Source organism: Streptomyces arenae (assembly GCF_022343545.1).
Classification (GTDB): domain Bacteria; phylum Actinomycetota; class Actinomycetes; order Streptomycetales; family Streptomycetaceae; genus Streptomyces; species Streptomyces humi.
The window spans coordinates 74,655-92,606 of sequence record NZ_JAKQYH010000018.1 but is presented as its reverse complement, the minus strand read 5'-3'; the positions used below and the strand labels follow the sequence as shown (position 1 = coordinate 92,606).

The 17,952-nt window shown below is 71.9% G+C and carries 14 protein-coding genes; 10 read left to right on the top strand and 4 right to left on the bottom strand.

The genetic code is table 11. The features are described 5' to 3' along the window. The first annotated feature begins 103 nt into the window (after positions 1-103). The 3 genes from MB828_RS09600 to MB828_RS09590 all read left to right on the top strand — a co-directional run bounded on the left by MB828_RS09600 (position 104) and on the right by MB828_RS09590 (position 5,682). Positions 104-1,906, top strand: a complete 1,803-nt coding sequence (locus tag MB828_RS09600; protein WP_430381357.1) for a copper resistance CopC/CopD family protein — start codon at positions 104-106, stop codon at positions 1,904-1,906. A 138-nt stretch (positions 1,907-2,044) separates the two neighbouring features. Then, entirely contained in the window at positions 2,045-3,778 is a 1,734-nt protein-coding gene (locus MB828_RS09595; protein WP_301647804.1) for a stealth family protein, read from the top strand. 14 nt (positions 3,779-3,792) lie between these two features. After that, entirely contained in the window at positions 3,793-5,682 is a 1,890-nt protein-coding gene (locus MB828_RS09590) for a stealth family protein (RefSeq protein WP_301647803.1), read from the top strand. Between the two features lie 87 nt (positions 5,683-5,769). Here the strand turns inward: MB828_RS09590 and MB828_RS09585 are convergent, their stop codons facing one another. Next, positions 5,770-6,651: a hypothetical protein gene (locus MB828_RS09585; RefSeq protein ID WP_301647802.1), complete on the bottom strand. Its 882-nt coding sequence runs from the start codon at positions 6,649-6,651 to the stop codon at positions 5,770-5,772. A 46-nt stretch (positions 6,652-6,697) separates the two neighbouring features. Beyond that, positions 6,698-7,330, bottom strand: coding sequence for an RNA polymerase sigma factor (locus MB828_RS09580; protein ID WP_301647801.1), 633 nt, complete (start codon positions 7,328-7,330; stop codon positions 6,698-6,700). Between the two features lie 167 nt (positions 7,331-7,497). Here MB828_RS09580 and MB828_RS09575 point away from each other — a divergent pair, with 167 nt between their 5' ends. The 6 genes from MB828_RS09575 to MB828_RS09550 all read left to right on the top strand — a co-directional run bounded on the left by MB828_RS09575 (position 7,498) and on the right by MB828_RS09550 (position 13,130). Then, positions 7,498-7,977, top strand: coding sequence for a DUF1877 domain-containing protein (locus MB828_RS09575; protein ID WP_301647800.1), 480 nt, complete (start codon positions 7,498-7,500; stop codon positions 7,975-7,977). A gap of 459 nt (positions 7,978-8,436) precedes the next feature. Continuing rightward, the gene (locus MB828_RS09570) at positions 8,437-9,624 is read left to right on the top strand and encodes an ANTAR domain-containing protein (RefSeq protein ID WP_301647799.1); all 1,188 of its coding nucleotides are present in this window, start codon (positions 8,437-8,439) and stop codon (positions 9,622-9,624) included. Between the two features lie 240 nt (positions 9,625-9,864). Further along, positions 9,865-10,326, top strand: coding sequence for an SPW repeat protein (locus MB828_RS09565; protein ID WP_133023970.1), 462 nt, complete (start codon positions 9,865-9,867; stop codon positions 10,324-10,326). A gap of 290 nt (positions 10,327-10,616) precedes the next feature. Continuing rightward, positions 10,617-11,270 (top strand): HemK2/MTQ2 family protein methyltransferase, encoded by a 654-nt coding sequence (locus MB828_RS09560; RefSeq protein WP_301647798.1) that lies wholly within the window; start codon positions 10,617-10,619, stop codon positions 11,268-11,270. 362 nt (positions 11,271-11,632) lie between these two features. Continuing rightward, positions 11,633-12,604, top strand: coding sequence for a Rieske 2Fe-2S domain-containing protein (locus MB828_RS09555; RefSeq protein ID WP_430381355.1), 972 nt, complete (start codon positions 11,633-11,635; stop codon positions 12,602-12,604). Next, positions 12,588-13,130, top strand: a complete 543-nt coding sequence (locus MB828_RS09550; RefSeq protein WP_301647797.1) for a DUF1360 domain-containing protein — start codon at positions 12,588-12,590, stop codon at positions 13,128-13,130. The genes MB828_RS09555 and MB828_RS09550 overlap by 17 nt, the downstream gene beginning before the upstream one ends. A 68-nt stretch (positions 13,131-13,198) precedes the next feature. On the opposite strand, the gene MB828_RS09545 is transcribed toward MB828_RS09550, so the two are convergent. Continuing rightward, positions 13,199-14,293 carry a carboxylate-amine ligase gene (locus MB828_RS09545; protein ID WP_133023832.1) on the bottom strand — a complete coding sequence of 365 codons (1,095 nt, stop codon included), beginning with the start codon at positions 14,291-14,293 and terminating at the stop codon, positions 13,199-13,201. Between the two features lie 1,004 nt (positions 14,294-15,297). Between MB828_RS09545 and MB828_RS09540 the strand changes: the two genes are divergently transcribed. Continuing rightward, positions 15,298-15,729: a DUF7144 family membrane protein gene (locus MB828_RS09540; RefSeq protein WP_301647796.1), complete on the top strand. Its 432-nt coding sequence runs from the start codon at positions 15,298-15,300 to the stop codon at positions 15,727-15,729. Between the two features lie 431 nt (positions 15,730-16,160). Here the strand turns inward: MB828_RS09540 and MB828_RS09535 are convergent, their stop codons facing one another. Beyond that, on the bottom strand, positions 16,161-17,582 hold the full coding sequence (locus MB828_RS09535) for an ATP-binding protein (RefSeq protein WP_301647795.1): 1,422 nt from the start codon (positions 17,580-17,582) through the stop codon (positions 16,161-16,163). Positions 17,583-17,952: the final 370 nt, after the last annotated feature.

Below are 17,952 nucleotides of genomic sequence, written 5' to 3'. Positions count from 1 at the left end.
CACCCCGCGTCCGTATGACCCATGAACGTGTTTCCGAACTCAGGACGGTGACGTGAGCGAAGGACACGACCGGCGGCGCACCGCGGCCCCCCACCGGGCCGCCCTGCGCGCCGCCGCCCTGCTGGGGACCCTCCTGGCCGCCCTGTTCCTCGGCTCCGCCGCCCCCGCCTCCGCGCACGCGGCCCTGCGCGGCAGCGACCCCGCCGACGGCGCCGTGCTCAAGTCGGCCCCCACCTCGGTCACCCTGACGTTCACCGAGTCCGTCGGACTGCTCGACGACTCGTTCCGGGTGTACGACCCCACCAACCACCGTGTGACCACCGGTGACGCCGAACACGGTCCCGCCGGTTCGGACACCGCCCGGATCACCTTCCCGAAGCGGCTCGGCACCGGCACGTACACCGTGGCGTGGCGGATCGTGTCGGCGGACAGCCACCCCGTCTCCGGTGCCCTCACCTTCTCCGTGGGCAAACCGTCGGCGACCGTGGCCGCCGTCCCCACCGGCCCGGTCGAGAACCCGGTCACCGAAGGCCTCTACAACATCGGCCGCTACACCGCGTACCTCTCCGTGGCGCTGCTGATCGGCGCGGCGGCCTTCGTCGCCCTGTGCCGGCCCCCGGACTCCGCCCCGCTGCGCAAGCCGGTCCGGGCCGCCTGGTGGGCGCTGCTGGCGGCCACCCTCTTCCTCCTCGTCCTGCGCTCCCCGTACGAGGAGGGCACCTCCCCGGTGACCGCCCTCGACCTCTCCGCCCTCACCAGGTCCGCGACCGGCCGCCCGGGTCTGGCCCTGCTGGCCAGGGTCGCTCTCCTGGCTGTCGTCGCGGTCCTTCACCTGGTGCTCGTCCGCCGGAGCGCGGACCGGTCCCGCCCGCTGCGTCCGTCCCGCCCCCTGCTGGCCGCGGCCACCGTCCTCGCCGTCGCCCTGGCGCTGACCTGGGCGGCGGCGGAGCACGCCTCGGCCGGTATCCAGGTCCCCGTGGCGATGACCTCGACGGTCCTGCACCTGCTGGCGATGGCGCTCTGGCTGGGCGGTCTCACGGCCCTCCTCATCACCCTCCAGCGCGGCTCCGCACCGCTGCCGGCCGTCGTCGTCGCCCGCTTCTCACGGGTGGCCGCCGTCTCGGTGACGGTCCTCGTCGTCACCGGCGTCTACCAGTCCTGGCGGGGCCTCGGATCGTGGCAGGCGCTCACCGACACGTCGTACGGCAGGCTGCTGCTGCTCAAGCTCGCCGCGGTGACCCTGCTGCTGGCCGCGGCCTCCCGGTCCCGCCGCTGGACGGCGAGGCTCGCGACGGCCCCAGTCGTGGCGGCGCGCGTCCGGGAGACGGTCGGCGCCTCGGCACCGGTGCCGCCGGAGGCACCTGAGGCACCTGAGGCGTCCGGAGCGCGGGTGCTTCCGTCCGGGCACGACGCCCGTCGCGCGCTGCGCCGCTCTGTCCTCGCCGAGGTCGGCGTCGGGGTGGTGGTCCTGGTCCTCACCACGATCCTCACCGGCACCCTGCCCGGCCGCGCGGCCGCCGAGGCGGCCGAGTCGGGCGCGGCAACGGCCACGACGGGCATCCCCGCGGCCGCCGTGGCGCTGGTCCCCTTCGACGTCGGCACCCCGAACGGCCACGGCAAGGTGCAGATCACCCTGGACCCGGGCCGGGTCGGCAAGAACTCCGTGGAGGCGGTCGTCCTCGGGCCCGACGGCGGCATCTCCACCGTCCCCGAGCTGCGCCTCTCCTTCACTCTCGGCTCCCAGAGGATCGGCCCGCTGCCCGCCGGCCTGGCCGACCGCGGCGGCTACTGGGCGACCGACGCCGTCAGCATCCCCATCGCGGGCGAGTGGACGATGAACGTGACGGTACGGGTCTCCGACCTGGACCAGGTGACGGTGACGAAGAAGATCAGGATCGCCGCTTAGCACACGTACGTATGAGGGAGTTGTGTGAACGGCTCCCTTTTCCTCAATTCTCGGCGAAGGTTTCTACAACCATCCGCCGTAGATGTCCGTCTGGTTAACACAAGGAAGTGTGAGGGTTGACGTAGAGGAGCCGAGAACGTGACGGTGCGTTCCTTTGCCCGGCGGATGCGGCCGCGAGTCGAGCGGAAGGCGGCCGAGACCGTCTGGCAGCTGCGCACCCAGCGGCGGCGCCGCCGGGCGGCGGTCACGGACCCGGTGCTCCGCCCGGTGGCGGTGCGCGGCCAGCAGCTCTACGGACGGGTGGTCACCCGGTTCAGCGCCGCCGACGCGGCCGCCGCCAACCTCGGCCTGGTCGTCGCCGCGCTGGAGCAGGAGGGCATCCCCTACTTCCTGGTGCCGGCCTCCCGGATCCGGCACACGGTCGGGGTGAACGCCGTCGACCGGGAGCGCCTGCTCACCGCCCTGGAGACGCTGAACGCGGGGAAGGCCGTGTTCATCGGCAGGCCGCTGCCCGGCGGCAAGCTCAGGCACCCCGCGCTGTTCATGGACGGCGTGCTGCCGGCCGCGCTGCGTACCGCCCCGGTCCTGCGGATCGGCGAGAACCACCTGGGTCCCACGGGCCAGCTGCTCGCCGGCCCCGAACTGGCCTGCGACATCGAGTTCTGGGAGGACGGGGCGGCGCTCCTCGCCTCCGACAGCGGCCCCCGGCGACTGGCCTCCGTACAGCCGCAGGCCTCCGAGGACGTCTTCGCCGAATCCCTCGTCGCCCCGCGGAACAACGGCGTCACGGACGTGCTGCCGGCGTCCGAGCAGAAGCCGGCCGTGGTGCGCGTCGGCGACCGCGAACTGCCGAGCTTCGCCGCGCTCACCCTGCCGAGGGTCGACGACGTCACCTTTCCCGTCGACGTCGTATACACCTGGGTGGACGGCGAGGAGCCGGCGATGCGCGCCAAGCGCGCCCGGTACCAGGAGCGCGGCACCGCCGAGATCCTGGACAAGGAGACCAACGCCTCCCGCTACACCAGCCACGACGAACTGAAGTACTCGCTGCGCTCGCTCGCCATGTACGCCGGCTTCGTCCGCCACGTCTACCTGGTGACCGACGGCCAGAAGCCGCACTGGCTGGACGACTCGGCGCCCGGGATCACCGTCGTCGACCACCGTGACATCTTCCCGGAGGGCGTCCTCCCGGTCTTCAACTCGCACGCCATCGAGACCCGGCTGCACCACATCCCGGGCCTGTCCGAGCACTACCTCTACTTCAACGACGACGTGTTCGTCGGCCGCCGGGTCACCCCCGAGCACTTCTTCCACGGCAGCGGCCTGATGAAGATCCCGGTCTCCCCGCTCAAGATCGGCGTCGGCAAGCCGCACGCCGAGGAGACCGCAACCAACTCCGCGAGCAAGAACGTCCGCGAGCTGCTGCTGGCGAAGTTCGGGCGGATGACCACGAACAACTTCATGCACACCCCGCTGCCCCAGCGGCGCGAGACCCTGCGCGCGCTGGAGGACCTCTTCCCGGAGGACATCGCCCGCACCACGGCGTCCCGGTTCCGCTCGCCGCAGGACGTCGCCGTGACGGCCCCGCTGCTCTACCAGTACGCGCTGATGACCGGCCACGGCGTGCCGGGCCGGTTCGGCTTCCGGTACGTCAACATCAGCCGGCCCGACGCCGAGGCGCGCCTGGCCGACCTGCGCCGCAACCGCCGCTTCGACTTCTTCTGCCTCAACGACGTCGACGTGCCGCCCGAGGAACGGGAGCGGGTGGGCGCCCGGATGCACGAGTTCCTGGAGGACTACTTCCCCTTCCCGGGCCCTTTCGAGAAGTCCGGCGAGGCGTCCGGTGAGAAGTCCGGCGAGAAGCTGAAGTGACGGGGCCGGGGGGCATGGACATCCGTCACCGTTTCACGGCACCGTCGGGTCTGCGTGCCGCCCGGGACCTGCTGCTGCGTCTGTGGCTCCGGCTGTCGGCCGGCCTCTGGGCGCTGCGCGCTGCCCGGCCCCGGCGCCGGCTGCGTGCCGTCGTACCGGGGACCCGGCGCATCGCCTTCGGGCCGACCCGGCTGTACGGCCGTACGGTCACCGCCTACACCGCCGCGGACGCCGCCGAAGCCGACCTGGAGCGGGTCTGCACCCTGCTGGAAGGGCTCCGCGTCCCGTATTTCCTGGTCCCCGTCGAGCACGGGCACGGCGTCCCGCGCCAGGTGGTCGGCGTCGAGGAGGCGCACCGTGACGCGGTGCTCGCCCGGGCCGCCCAGCGCTTCGCCGGCACCGTCGGGTACGTGGGCGCCGTCGCCCCGGACGGTGCCGTGACGAGCACGGTGCTGTGGGCCGACGGCAGGCTGCCGCGGGCGCTGTGGCGGGCCCCGGTCCTCCGCACCGGCGTGGTGCGGCTCGGCCCCCGGGGTCAGGTGCTCAGTGGCCTCGAAGCGGGCTGCGACATCGAGTTCTGGCGGCCCGGCCGTGACCTGGGCGCGGCCCCGGCGCCGGACCAGGGACCGGCCCCCGACCCGGCGGCCGAGCAGGTCGCGGCCGCCGGCACGGTGGTCGGGGACCGCGATCCCGCCTGGCTCACCGTGCCGGGCAGCCGTCTCACGGACGTCTTCGGCCCGGCGCTCGTCGCCCCGCGCCGCAACCCCGTGACGGAGGTGCTCCCGGCGGCGGCGCGGCAGCCGGCCGCGGTGGTGGGGCGGCACCGCACCTTCCCGACGTTCGCACCGTTCGCCGAGCCCGGCATCGACGAGGTCCTCTTCCCCGTCGACGCCGTGTACACCTGGGTGGACGGGGACGACCCGGCGATGGCCGCGAAACGCCGTGCGCACCAGCGGCACTCCTCCGGGAACCGCATAGCCGCCCGCGAGACCGGCGCCTCCCGCTACACCAGCCACGACGAACTGAAGTACGCCCTGCGCTCCCTGGAGATGTACGCCGGCTTCGTCCGGCACGTCTACCTGGTGACCGACTCCCAGCTCCCGTCCTGGCTGGACCCGCACGCCGAGGGCCTGACGGTGGTCGACCACCGGGACATCCTCCCGGCGGCCGCGCTGCCCGTCTTCAACTCGCACGCCATAGAGAGCCGCCTGCACCACATCCCGGGCCTGTCGGAGCACTACCTCTACTTCAACGACGACGTCTTCATCAACCGCCCGGTGGGGCCCGAGCACTTCTTCCACGGCAACGGCATCGCCCGCATCCCGCTCTCCCCGCTGAAGCTCGGTGTCGGCGCCCCGCACCCGCTGGAGCCGGCCCCCAACTCCGCGGGCAAGAACGCCCGTGAGGTGATCCGGCGCTTCCACGGCCGGTACGTCACGCACAAGTCGCTGCACACCCCGCACCCCCAACTGCTGTCGGTCATGCTGGAGATGGAGTGCCGCGGCATCGAGGAACTGGAACGCACCGCCTACTCGCGCTTCCGTGCCACCTCCGACGTGGCCCCCGCCTCCACGCTGCACCACCACTGGGCGCTGGCGACCGGCCGGGCCGTCCCCGCGGACTACCGGTTCCGCTACGTCCAGCTGGGCACCCCGGACATGCGCCGCCGGCTGGCCCGCCTCGCGGCCGGGGAGGACGTCGACTTCTTCTGCCTCAACGACGTCGACACGCCCCCGGAGAGCAGACCGGCGGCCCGGACCGCGATCCACGCGTTCCTGGACCGCAAGTACCCCTTCCCCAGCCGCTACGAGGGCGCCTCCCGGACCACGCCCCGTCTCATGGCGCCCCTCACCACGGGCATCCCTTCCCAGCCGACCCGCGAACAGACCCAGCGCCCCGACTGACGCGGGCCCGCCGACGGCGGACCGGCCGTGGCGTCCGCGCGGCTCGGCGGTGGCGTCCGCGCGACTCGGCGATGGCTTGCCCGCGGCCTACTTGTCCTTGCCGTTGCCCTGCCCGCCGCTCGCCTGCCCGCTGCTCGCCTGCCCGCTGCTGCTTCCGTTCCCGCTTCCGGTCCCGCTGCCGGTCCCGCTGCCGTTCCCGCTTCCGGTCCCGCCGCCGTTCCCGTTCCCGTTCTCGCTTCCGTTCCCGGGGGTGCTCTTGTCGGAGGCGCCGGTGCCGTTCTTGGCGGACCTGCCCGAGCCGGTAGAGCCGCTAGAGCCGGTCGAGCCGCTCGTCGTGGCCGTCGTCCCGCTCAGCTGATCGGCGCAGTAGGCGTCGACCCGGTCCGCGCCCCCGGCGGCCGCGACGAGCCGCTGCCAGGCCGTCGAGTCGAGCGCCTTGCCATGGCCCCGGACCTGGTCGTAGGCGCGGCAGTGGGCCTCGGTGTCCTGGGCGGTCGCGGGCCGGTCCGTGGCCCGGGTGCCGCCCGGGGACGGTGACGGCTCCGCGCCGCCCGGCCGGCCGGAGGCGGCCGCCGACGGCCGCGCCGTGTCCCGGCCGGTGTCCGCACCCTCGGTGGAGTTGCCGACGGAACCGACGGCCGCGACCGCCACACCGCTCAGGGCGAGACCGGCGAACACCACGCCGAACGTCAGCTTCAGCGGGCGCCGGGCCCGCCGCTGCCCGGCCGGCCGCCAGTCGTCCCGGCGCCGGGTACGGGCCTCGTGCGCGCCCGAGGCGTGGGCGGCCCGGAAGGCTGCCACGGCCCGCTGCTCGATGCCGGGGGCGAGCTCGTCGGCGCGGATGACGGCGGCGAGGACCGTCTCCAGCGCGCCGGCGTCGTCACGCACGTCCGCCGGGCCGGACCGGGCGTCGCCGTTCCGTGCACGCCGACGGCCGCGTACCCCCTCGCCGTCCCGTCGCTCGCTCATGTCCGCTTCCGTTTCTGTCTCCGACGATCACCGTCACCGACGTCGTTCATGTCGAATCCCCAAGCGTGCGGGAGGTCCCATCCGTCACACCCGCCTCCGCTTCACCGCCGATGCCCAGCTGGCGTGCGAGGCGTCTGAGGCCCCGGTGGGCTGCCGTGCGCACCGCTCCCGGGCGCTTGCCGAGGACCCGAGCGGCGGCGGGACCGTCCAGGCCGACGACGACCCGCAGGAGCACGGCCTCGGCCTGGTCCCGCGGCAGCCCGCGGACCAGCTCCAGCGCGCGCTCGGTCGAGATGGACTCCAGCGCCTGCTCAGGGGTGCTGTGCGGGCTGGGCAGCTCCAGCACGTCCTGGTCGGTCCCGACGGCCTGGGGCCGCACCCGCCGGCGCCGCAGGTGGTCCAGTGCCCGGTGCCGGGCGATGGTCGCGGTCCAGCCGCGGAACCCGGCCCCGTCGCCCTTGAAGCGTCCGATGTCCCGGGCTATCTCCAGCCAGGCGTCCGACGCCACGTCCTCCGCGTCGTCGCCGACGATTCCGCGGAGGTAGCCGAGCAGGTTCGGCTGCACGATCCGGTAGGCGACCGCGAAGGCGGCCTCGTCGCCCTCCTGGGCCCGCGCGACCGCAGCGCCCAGATCCCCGTCGTACTCCTGTACACGCCGGGGTTGCCGTACCTGGCCCAAGATTGCCCTCGTTCACACCGATCACAGCCGAGTCCACGCCGTCCGTCGTGCTCCGGTCCCATCGACGGCCTCATCGTGACCAGCGTGCGATCACACAGAAATGTCACAACGTTCCCGGGCCTCCCGTGCCGGGTGATGCTCCGGCCCCTCCGTGCGCTCCTCCTGGCATGAGCGCGTACCTCCGCCTGCGAGCGGTGCCGGCCCCCGCACTGCGCAACAGCCCGGCGTGGCTGGAACGGCTTTTCACGAATGCCCCCGAGACCGTCCCGCACCGGGCGGGGCGGCACCGCGAGGAGGTGCTGGACACCCGCTGCCCCGACCAGGAGCGCATCTACGCCGGAGCGTCACCGCACGGCCCGGACGTGGTGCTCGGCGGGCGCCCCGTGTTCCGGACGGGCCGGCACGAACCGCCGCTGCTCGTGCTGACGGCCGCCCGGACCCGCGGGGTGGCCGGATTCCTGACGGCCGCCGACTTCGACGTCCTGTGGGACACCGCCAGGGACACGCTGCTGCCCCGCTTCGGAGGGGAGGGCGCGGAGCCCGAGGCACGGCGGGTGTTCGCCGAGGCGCACCAGGAACTGACGGCGTTCTACGTCCACACGGCCGAGCACGGCGACGCGGTGGTGAAGTGGCCGACCCAACCGTGACGGGCACCCGACCACGGCAGGCGCAACGCTCTCGACCCCGCGCGCTCTGCCCCTGCGGACGACCACCTGGATCGCCGGCAGGAACAGGGCCGGGACTCGGGCACACCATCCCGGATGAGGGACCCTGATCCGCCTCGGCGGCCCTTCGAGGCGCGGTACGGGCCTCCGGGATACCTGATGAAGGGTCTCGACTGGCACGGGCCCCGTGTTGTCGGGCGCGGTATCGGCAGGGGTGGGCTGCGGCAGCCGGCCGCGTTCAGGCCGGGCCGAGCGTCGTGCCGAAGCCATCTGGCCCCATGATCCACACCATCGGAGTGCGGCAGGGCGGACACGATTGCTTCCTCGGTCGTGGCGTACGAGAGTGGCATCGATCGGTCAGGCAGCGGCCGGCGGTCCAGTCGAAGGGACGAGCCGGAATCCCGCACGCGCTCTCATCCCACCCGGACTCTGTGACAAGCCATGACGCCCCCCACCCTCTCAGCGCGCGCCGTGGGCAACGGTGTGCTGGTGCTGCGGCTGTCGGGTGCCGTCGACACTCACGATGCCGCCGCCCTCGGGGACGAGCTCTGCGACCGCCTGGTGACTGCCCCCGCAGGACAGCGGCTGGTGCTCGAACTGACGGGCACGGAGGCCATCGGTACCACCGCCTGGCGGATCCTCGACGCCCGGATCCAGCATCTCGGAGAACCCCTGCTCGTCGTCTCCGAGGCGCCGCAGATCGTGGCGGCGTTCGCCGTTCTCCTGCCGCGCGGCCTGCGGCTTCACCCGACGCTCGACGCCGCCCTGGCCGCCCTGCCGGGCACGGCGTCCGCCGCCGGGAGCGCGGGCACCGGCGCCCAGGAGCCCCAGGGCGATCCGTGGAGCGAAGTGTTCGGGCTGCGGGCCAAGTTGCGCTCCCACAGCCTGATCGGCATGGCGCAGGGGATGCTGTACGAGCGTTACCGGCTCAGTCGGCCCGAGGAGGCCTTCGACCAGCTGAGGGACACCTCCCAGCACCACAACGTGCCCCTGCGCGTGCTGGCGTCCGCCGTGCTGACGGCTCCCCCCGCTCCTGCGGCGGACGGTGACTGGTTCCCCGGGCGCCGACCCGTCGTCGCCCCCCACATGAAGCTGCTGGACGTACAGCAGCCGGACGTCCGGGACCGGCGTCACGTGCTGCGCGCCGCCGTCGGCAAGGCCGTGACGATCAGCGCCGCCGACGCGGTGGAACTCCACCTCACCGACCCGGCCCAGCACCACGCCCTCGTCCTGGAGGAGCACGCCAACCTGGATGCCGTCTACCGCGACGCCGTCGCCCATGTCACCGGGCCGCCCGCGCTGTGTGCACAGACCCGCGATCACAAAGGGCCCGTGTCCGTGCCCGACGCGGCGGGGGACCGCCGGCTCAGTGACACGCCGGAGGGCCAGGCGCTGCTCGCCATGGGCAGCCGCGCGCTGCACGTCCTCCCGTGCCTCACCGGCGACGGAGACTGCACCGGCACGCTCACCTTCCACCACGCCCAGCCCGGCGCCTGGCTGACATCCACCCAGCACATCGCCCTGGAGAGGCTCGCCGCCGATCTCGCCGCCTGGCGCTCCTGGTACCGGCGCACCGTCATTCTCGACGCCCTTGAGCGCCTGCACGCCCGCTGCCGGTCCGTCGCCTGAGCGCCGTACTACCGCTTGCCCAGGCAAAGCACGGCCGGACACACGCCCGGACGCGAAGCTCAGGACCCCAGGACCCGGGATTCGGGACCCGGGCCTCGGCGGTGGCCACCAGCCGCTCCGTCCCGTCCCGGGTGGCGATTTCCGTTCACGCTGGTTTGCCTCCGTCCGATGGGTACCCGAGGGCAGGAATGTCCACTTCATTACGAGGTGACCGCAATGACCACTTCTCACGGGCCGTCCATGGAGACCCACCCCGACATCATCGACATGCGGCAACGGCACGAGATCGCCGAACGCGCCACGAGCACCCCGCAAGGCCAGGCCGTCGGCATGCTGGCCTTCCTCACCGGCATCTACCTGGCAGCGTCACCGTGGATCACCGGGTTCAACGGCCTGTCCACCCTGGCGATCAACAACCTCCTCGTGGGCCTCGCCTACGCCCTGCTGATGAGCGGGGGCTTCGGCCGAGCCTACGAACGCACGCACGGCATGGCCTGGGGAGCCTGCCTCCTGGGGGTCTGGACGATCATCGCGCCCTGGGTGGTGGCAGGCAACGTCAGCACCACTAAGACCATCACCAACAACGTCATCACCGGCGCTGTCGCCCTCCTGCTCGCCCTGGCCGCCAGCGCCGCCGCCCGAGCTGCCGAATCACCCAGGACGCGACACGGAACGGCGACGCCGTACACATCGGGCCGCTGACCGACGCGTCCTCGCCGACGCTGCTCCGGCACAGCGGTTCTCGGGCCGCAGGCCCGCATGAAGGCGTCACACGGTGGCGCCTTCTGAACGCGCCTTCTGGATGCACACCTTGGGACAGGCGCCAGGAACCCGGCCCTCCTTCAGCGCCCGCCACCGCGGTCGAGAGGGCCCCACCGACCGGGCTGTTCAGCGATGACCCGGAAAGCCTCGGTTCGTTGTCCGGTCCCCGAGCCACCTCACACCACGAACAGCAGATCCATACGTCCGCAGGTCCCGGGTACTCGGCGCCGGTGAACTTCCTTGTGCTTCCGGGTGTGTACGCTCCGCAGGACGACACCGAGCTGCTGGCCTCGGCTCTCCAAGAGGAGGCTTTTCCGCCCAGGGCGCGGGTACTGGACGTGGGCACCGGGAGCGGCGCGCTGGCGCTGGCAGCGGCCCGGCGGGGCGCCGCGGTGACCGCGGTGGACGTGTCCCGGCGCGCGGTGTGGACGGCGCGGCTGAACGCCTGGCTGACCCGGCTGCCGGTGCGGATCAGGCGCGGCAACCTCTTCGACCCGGTCCAGGGCCAGACGTACGACCTGATCCTGGCGAATCCGCCCTACGTCCCGGCGCCGAACGCCCGGCGAGGTCCGCGTGGCCGGTCCCGGGCCTGGGACGCGGGCCACGACGGGCGGTTGCTGCTGGACCGGATCTGCCGAGACGCGCCCCTGCTGCTGCGCTCCGGGGGCGTGCTGCTCCTCGTGCAGTCCGCGCTCAGCGACACCGAACGCTCCCTCCAGTTCCTACGAGAGGCGGGACTGAAGGCCGCTGTGGTCCGGCGGCGCCGGATCGCCTTCGGGCCGGTGCTGCGCTCCCGCGAGGGCTGGCTGCGCCGACGCGGCCTGCTCGCCGCGTCCGACGAAAGGGAAGAACTGGTGGTCATTCGTGCCGAGCGGGTCCCCTGACGAGCTCGCGGAACGCGATGCGGCCGCGAGGACCACTGCCGGCGACGGACCCTCTGCCGGCCACTAGCCGCGATGGCGTCGAGCGGGACCATCGACTTCCCTCGACTTCCATCGGCTCCCACCAGCTCCCACCAGCTCCCATCGGCTCCCATCGACTCCTATCCGGAAGGCCGCCGGTTCGTTCGGGCCGGGATCCTCACTCGGCCGCCAGCCGACCGCGGCGGAGCCATGCCGTCAGCCAATCCGCCTGCATGGCCGAGGTCCACCGCCGCCCGCTCCAGCGCTGACCACTGTGACCGTGGTCCACCGCCGCCCGCCCCCGCTCCGGTTTGGTGTCTGCGCAGGTGGGGACCCGGCGGACCATGAGCACTACGCCACGCCGTCGAACGCGGATGCGGCAGAGTCGCGTCCTGCGGCTGCTGGACCGACTGGAGCGTGAGCCCAGGGCCGACGCCGTGATCGACGCGGTCCGTACGGGGGTACGGGCCCTGCCGCTCGGCGACGGCCGGGATCTCCTGCACGGCAGATGGCTGGGGCACCCGGTGCATCCGCTGATGGTGCAGGTGCCGATCGGGAGCTGGTTGTCGGCGGCGGTACTGGACCTGTACCCCGGCCGCTCCCGCGAGGCCGGTCTGCTGGTCGGCGTCGGCCTTGCCTCCGCCGCTCCCGCGGCCCTGGCGGGCTGGGTCGACTGGGCGGAGCTGCACCGCCGGCAGCAACGGGTCGGACTCGTGCACGCCCTCGCGAACTCGGCGGCCGTCGGCCTGTACGCCGTCTCGCTCACCAGGCGCGCCAAGGGACGGCACGTGGCAGGCCGGGCCTACGGCTTCCTGGGCCTGACCGCGGTCGCCCTCGGCGGCATGCTGGGCGGCCACCTGGCCTACCGCCAGGCGTCCGGCGCCAACCACGCCGAAGAGGTCTTGCAGGTCGTCACCCCGGGCTGGCACCGGATCGGAGCCGTGGCGGACTTCCCGGTCGGCCGGCCGGTGCGGCGCAGTGTGGACGACACCCCCGTCCTGGTCGTCCGGGAGACCGGAGGGGCGGTCCACGCCCTGGCCGAGCGGTGCAGCCATCTCGCCGGGCCGCTCTCCGAGGGCGCGGTCAGCGACGGATGCGTCGAGTGCCCGTGGCACGGGAGTGTCTTCCGGCTCTCGGACGGCTGGAACGTACGCGGCCCGGCCACCGCACCCCAGCCGGCCTTCGACACCCGAACCACCGACGACGGCCACGTCGAGATCCGCCTGCGCCACCAGGGCCGGGACGGACAGGCACCGGACGACGCCGAAGCGGAGCAGCGACACCCGGAGCCGGAAGCCCATGGTCACGGCAGCTGACGGCCGCCTCGCGCGACGTCTGCACGGGCTGCTGCACCGGACCGCAAGGGAGTACGCGGCAGGGCAGGACCGGCCGCTGGGCGGCTACACCGCGGCCATGACCGGGTTCGCCGCGTACACGACGGCCTGGGCCGCCGCTGTGCGGCTGCGCGGACGGCCGCTGCCCGACCGGCCCGAGCCCTGGGACGTGGTGCTGACCTCGGTCGCCACGTTCCGGCTCAGTCGGCTGCTGGCCAAGGCATCGGTCACCAGTCCGCTGCGCGCTCCCTTCACCAGGTACGTCGCCCAGCAGGGCCCGGCGGAACTGCACGAGGAGGCTCGGTCGGAGGACGGCAAGCACACCCTCGGTGAACTGGCCACCTGCCCCTTCTGCGTGAACGTCTGGGTGGCCTCCACTCTCACCGCGGGCCAACTGCTGTGGCCGCGTGCGACCCGCACCGCCATGGGCGCGCTCACCGCTCTGGCCGGCGCGGACACGCTGCACCTGGCATACAGCGCGCTGGTCGAAAAGGCGGCCGGCGAATGACCCGGCAGCGGACCGCGGTGGGGGGCGGCGGCCCGGGGCGCGGAGCGGGACCGGCGAAGACAACCGAGTCAGGGCACGGTGCTCCTGCCGATGACCAGATCGGTGACGGCGGGCAGGCCACCCTGGGCCAGGGCCTCGCGCTGCCGGTCGGCGCCGGTGCCGCCCTGCAGAAGCCGGTGGACCAGAGCCGTCACCTCTCGACTGTCGCCGGACGCGTCCAGCGTCGGGGCGACGTGGCGCAGCAGCTCGTACAGCATCTCGCCGGCCCGGCGTTGCCGGCCGCCGGGGTCGACCAGGGTGCTGCTCAGGCCGTGCCGGGCCGCGTGCCACATGCTCGCCTGAAGCAGTTCCTGGTCGCAGTCGAGCACCGGGGCGCCCGCGGCGGTCTCCGCCAGCGCGGTCTCCACAAGGGCCCGGACGAGGCCCGCGAGCATCACCGCGTCGTCCGCGCGCAGCTGCACGTCCAGGCACCGCACCTCGACGGTGGGGTACCGGGCCGAGAGCCGGGCCTGCCAGTACAGCTGCCCGGTGTCCGAGATCAGACCGCTGTCCAGCAGTTGCCGTACGCGCCGGTCGTGGTCGGCGACGTCCGAGAAGCGCGGGGGCATGCCGCTGACCGGCCAGCGGCTGAAGATCACGGTACGCCAGCTGGCGAAGCCGGTGTCGTGGCCGTCCCACAGCGGGGAGTTCGCGGACAACGCGGTGAGGGTCGGCAGCCACACCCGGATCCGGTTCAGAATCTGCACACCGGTCTCCCGGCTGGGGACGCCGACATGGACGTGCATGCCGTTGACCAGCTGCTCCGCCACCAGCTGGGGCGCCTGGGTGAGCATGGCCCGGTAACGGGCCAGGTCGGTGACGGCCACGGGGTGCCCGTGACGCAGTGGGGGCGTCGCGCAGGCCGCGAGCCGACAGCCGTGCGCCTCGGCGGCCGCTCCCACGGCGTGCCGCAGCCGGAGCAGATGCCCACCGACCTCCTCCAGCGTGCCGCACACCGGCGTGGCCACCTCGATCTGCGCCTGTAGCAGCTCGCAGTGCACCTCCTGGTCCGCCACCAGATGTCCCAGGCCGGCCGCGGCCCGCACCTTGTCCGCCAGGGGTACCGGCAGACCCGTGACCGGGTCGAGCAGCAGGTACTCCTCTTCCACACCGATCGTCGTCATCGACGGCCTTCTGTTCCGCCCGGCCGCGCTCCCGGACTGGCTCCCGGTGCGCGTGGCCGGGCACCGCACGGCGAGGACTCGCGGGAAGAGCCACTCGCAGTGTCCCGAGTGCCGCACCCCACCGCGCGGTAAACCCTCACCCGCCACCGACGGCGGGCTCGGCGAGGACCGCGGGCGCGGAGGTGTCCCACCTGGCCAGTGTGACCAGAACTGAGACCACGGCACCACGGCACGACGAGGGCCCCGACCAAGATCTGGTTTCGAACTCGTGACGGGTCGCCCCCAACACGCTTTCCAACTGTCCGCGTCCCCGTGAGTCACCGCCCGTTCTGGCACGACAGTGGCACGGCCCGGAGACCGTGCCATGACTCTTCGGCGCCTCCTGCGACGATGCCGCGACAGTGACACTGGTGAGGAGGGGGGAGGAACGGCGTGCTTCTTGGTGGGGTGCTCGCACTGATCGCGGGCGGCGCTTTCATCGTCGTGGCCTGTGGCTGTCGCGGCGTGGACGTCTGGGTGTGGGACTGGGCAGACGTGACCTTTTCGCCGCGTTACAGGACGCGATGGGGGACGCCCTGGAAGAACCTTGAACGCATGAGACTGCAGTTCGGATTCATGGGAGTCGCCTTGGTGATCTTCGGACTGGTGACCTTGACGCGCTGACAGCGCGGCAGCAAGCGATCCTCTCCGTTCCGCTGCTCGCCCTCCTCTTCCTCAACTCACGTCCGGGGGAGGGACCTGCGGCGACGCGCCGTGGCCCCCCTCTGAGCTGGGGGTGATCTGCCAGGTCGATCACGTCGGATGGGCGTACTGCGTCGAGCGTCCTCTGGCTTGGATCGATGGTCCGCTGAGGTTCAGCCGTGACCGCCGCCGGGGGCGAACGCTCCCCATGGCGGGCTGCGGTCGCGGTGCTGAGGGATCGCGGTGATCCTGTCAGGGGAGCGTGGTTGGCGTCGCAGGGGCGTTGTGCGTCGGTGAGTGCGCTGTACAGGAAGGTGACGGCCATGGCAGCGATGCCGAACGAGGCACGGAGAGGGCAGGGGGGGCCGGACAGTAGCGAAAGGCTCAGCGGCGCGTCCCTGTTCGCCGGGGCCATGCTGATGCTCAGCGGGCCGCTCAGCATTCTCATGGGGGCATCCGGCATTGCAGAGGACAACTTGTTCGCCGCGTCCCAGTACGCCTATCGGTTCGACCTGACCGCTTGGGGCTGGATTCACATTGTGGTCGGGCTGGCACTCGTCATTGCCGGCATGGGGATCGTGACAAACAAGAGCTGGGGTCGCGGGGCTGGGGCAGTGGCGGCAGGGATCAGCCTGATCACCCAGTTCATGTTCGTTCCGTACTACCCGCTGTGGGCCATCCCCATGATGGCACTTGACCTTCTGATCATCTTTGCGCTGACGAGGTTCCACGTCGGAACCGACGGTGGTTGGTGACACACCTCAGCCCACCACTCACCTCAGCTGCCATCCCGTTTGCCGTCAACCCACGCATCGTGGAGAGGGCGTGGTTCATGGCGGCTCTGCCTGGGTCGATGGGGGCGGGATGGGAGCCCCAAACGCTCGCCACGATGTGCCCGCGGCCGGGAACGGCGTTCCTCAGGACAACGGGGTGTGAGGACAACGTCGAAGGGCCCCCTGTTTCCAGGGGGCCCTTCGACATCGTGCCCGGTGAGGCACTGGCGGAGTATACGAGATTCGAACTCGTGAGGGGTTGCCCCCAACACGCTTTTCAACTGTTCGTCTGGCTGTACAGCAAGGGCCGGGGGCGTTCTGACCTGCGGCGGAATGGGGCTGGGGCCAAGTGGCGGACGCCGCTGAACAGCGGTGAATGCAACCAGAACTGCAACCAGGGGTTCAGTTCCTGCTCATGCCCTGCGCCAAGCGTTGAGCAGTGCTTCGGGGCCGTACACCGCCTGGAGTCCGGAACAACCGATCCCGCTGCGGGAAACCGCCACGAGCGGTACGGGCTCGTCGGTGACCGCCGCACGGTGCTTCTGCAGTGCTGCCAGGTCGTGGCTGTCGAACGCAGAGTTCTCCAGCCACTTGATCGAGCCGAGGAAGAGCAACTGCTTGGCCACCGGCTGCCGGTCGGCGCCCACCAGGTCGATTTCGACGTCGTTGCTGCGGGTCCAGAACCCGCCGATCGCAGGGGCAGCGGGCAGGAGCCCCTCCGGCAGGAGGCGGGCGAGGGATTCCCGGACCAGGGGCTCGATCGCGCGGCCCCGCCAGCTCGTCCACCGCTCCTTGATCCGGCTCAGCGTGAGATCTCCTCGCATCCTCTCGATCTCCGCCATGTGCGGGTCCAGGAACGCGAGCCAGAATCGCAGGTAGGGGTCGGCCACTCGGTAGCGGCGTTCCTTCGAGGGCCGCAGCGAGAGCGGCAGCTCGGCGGCCACGACCCTTTTCTCGGTCAGGACGTCAGTGGCTCGGGTGAGAGTGGTGTGGGCGATGCCGCCCGCCGCGCGAGCGATGTTGGTGAAGGTTCGCTCCCCGGATCCGATGGCCCGCAGAACCTCTCTGCTCATCGCCTGTGGTGGAAACTCCGCCGCCAGCGAGCGTTCAGCGGAGACCAGCAGCGCCGAGATCGGGTTGTCCAGCGAGTCGCGCAGGAACTCCCAGACATCCGCTCCAGGCCGCCACTCGGCGCAGATCAGGGGGAGGCCCCCCGTGACCAGAGCGGCGTCGAACGCGGCCGCCGGCGGCAGGCCGAGCATCTCGCCGATGTCGGCCGGGTTCAGGGGCCCCACGATCATTTCCCGGCCCCGCTGGTGAAAGGGCCGTTCGTAGCTGTTCAGCGCCTCCATCATCGAGAGATCGGACCCGACCAGGAGGAGAAGCACCGGTTTGCGGCTGAGCAGCCGGTCCCATGCCCGCTGGAGCATGCCCTCGAAGGCGTCGATGCGGTCCATCAGATACGGAACCTCGTCGATGACGACGACGCTGGGAGTGTCGTCGGGCAGGATCTCCGCAAGGAGTCTGAGTGCCGCGTTCCACTGGTCGGGGGTTTCCTCCGAGAACAGTCCCCGCTCCGGCAGGGTGGACCTGGCGACCGCGTCCAGTAGCTCCGTCAGCTCGTCCTCTGCGGTACCGCCCGCCGCGGTGAAGAAGAGGTACGGCGTCCCGGTCCGCCGGATGAGCTCCTCGACGAGGCTGGACTTGCCGACCCTCCGCCGTCCCCGCATGAGGATGCATTGCCCCGGTCTCGCCGACCCGACGGCACTGCGAACCGCCCGCAAGGCGTTGCCGAGCACATTCAGCTCGTGTTCCCGCCCGATGAAACGACGCATTTGAGCCTCCCGATGGCGATAGTATCCCTATCGATACTATCGCCGTCGATACCATTTTTCGGCTCGGACACGAGGGTTATGACGCCGTGGATACGGGTCGCGTTCCCGTATGGTCGGCGGCCATGAGCAGCAGGTCTGCCAGCACGTGGAGGTCGGCGTCGGCGGACTCGTCCGCGGCGCGGGGGTGACGGTACTTCGGGGCCACGGCGCCGCCCGACCTTCCTTCGCGGGGGCGGGACAGCAGCGGCCACCCTGTGCGGCAGGCGCTTTTCGATGCGCACCGTTTCCTTGGTGTCTCGGCTTGGGGGCCGTAGTTCGCGGCGCTCGGTGAGGCGAGCGCCGCTGTGGGTGGACTGCCGCTGATCAGGAC

Bases quoted from the DNA above. Each gene is read 5' to 3' on its own strand.
- MB828_RS09590 (WP_301647803.1), top strand. From the start codon at position 3,793: ATGGACATCCGTCACCGTTTCACGGCACCGTCGGGTCTGCGTGCCGCC.
- MB828_RS09585 (WP_301647802.1), bottom strand. From the start codon at position 6,651: ATGAGCGAGCGACGGGACGGCGAGGGGGTACGCGGCCGTCGGCGTGCA.
- MB828_RS09575 (WP_301647800.1), top strand. From the start codon at position 7,498: ATGAGCGCGTACCTCCGCCTGCGAGCGGTGCCGGCCCCCGCACTGCGC.
- MB828_RS09570 (WP_301647799.1), top strand. From the start codon at position 8,437: ATGACGCCCCCCACCCTCTCAGCGCGCGCCGTGGGCAACGGTGTGCTG.
- MB828_RS09565 (WP_133023970.1), top strand. From the start codon at position 9,865: ATGGAGACCCACCCCGACATCATCGACATGCGGCAACGGCACGAGATC.
- MB828_RS09555 (WP_430381355.1), top strand. From the start codon at position 11,633: ATGAGCACTACGCCACGCCGTCGAACGCGGATGCGGCAGAGTCGCGTC.
- MB828_RS09550 (WP_301647797.1), top strand. From the start codon at position 12,588: ATGGTCACGGCAGCTGACGGCCGCCTCGCGCGACGTCTGCACGGGCTG.
- MB828_RS09545 (WP_133023832.1), bottom strand. From the start codon at position 14,293: ATGACGACGATCGGTGTGGAAGAGGAGTACCTGCTGCTCGACCCGGTC.
- MB828_RS09540 (WP_301647796.1), top strand. From the start codon at position 15,298: ATGGCAGCGATGCCGAACGAGGCACGGAGAGGGCAGGGGGGGCCGGAC.
- MB828_RS09535 (WP_301647795.1), bottom strand. From the start codon at position 17,582: ATGCGTCGTTTCATCGGGCGGGAACACGAGCTGAATGTGCTCGGCAAC.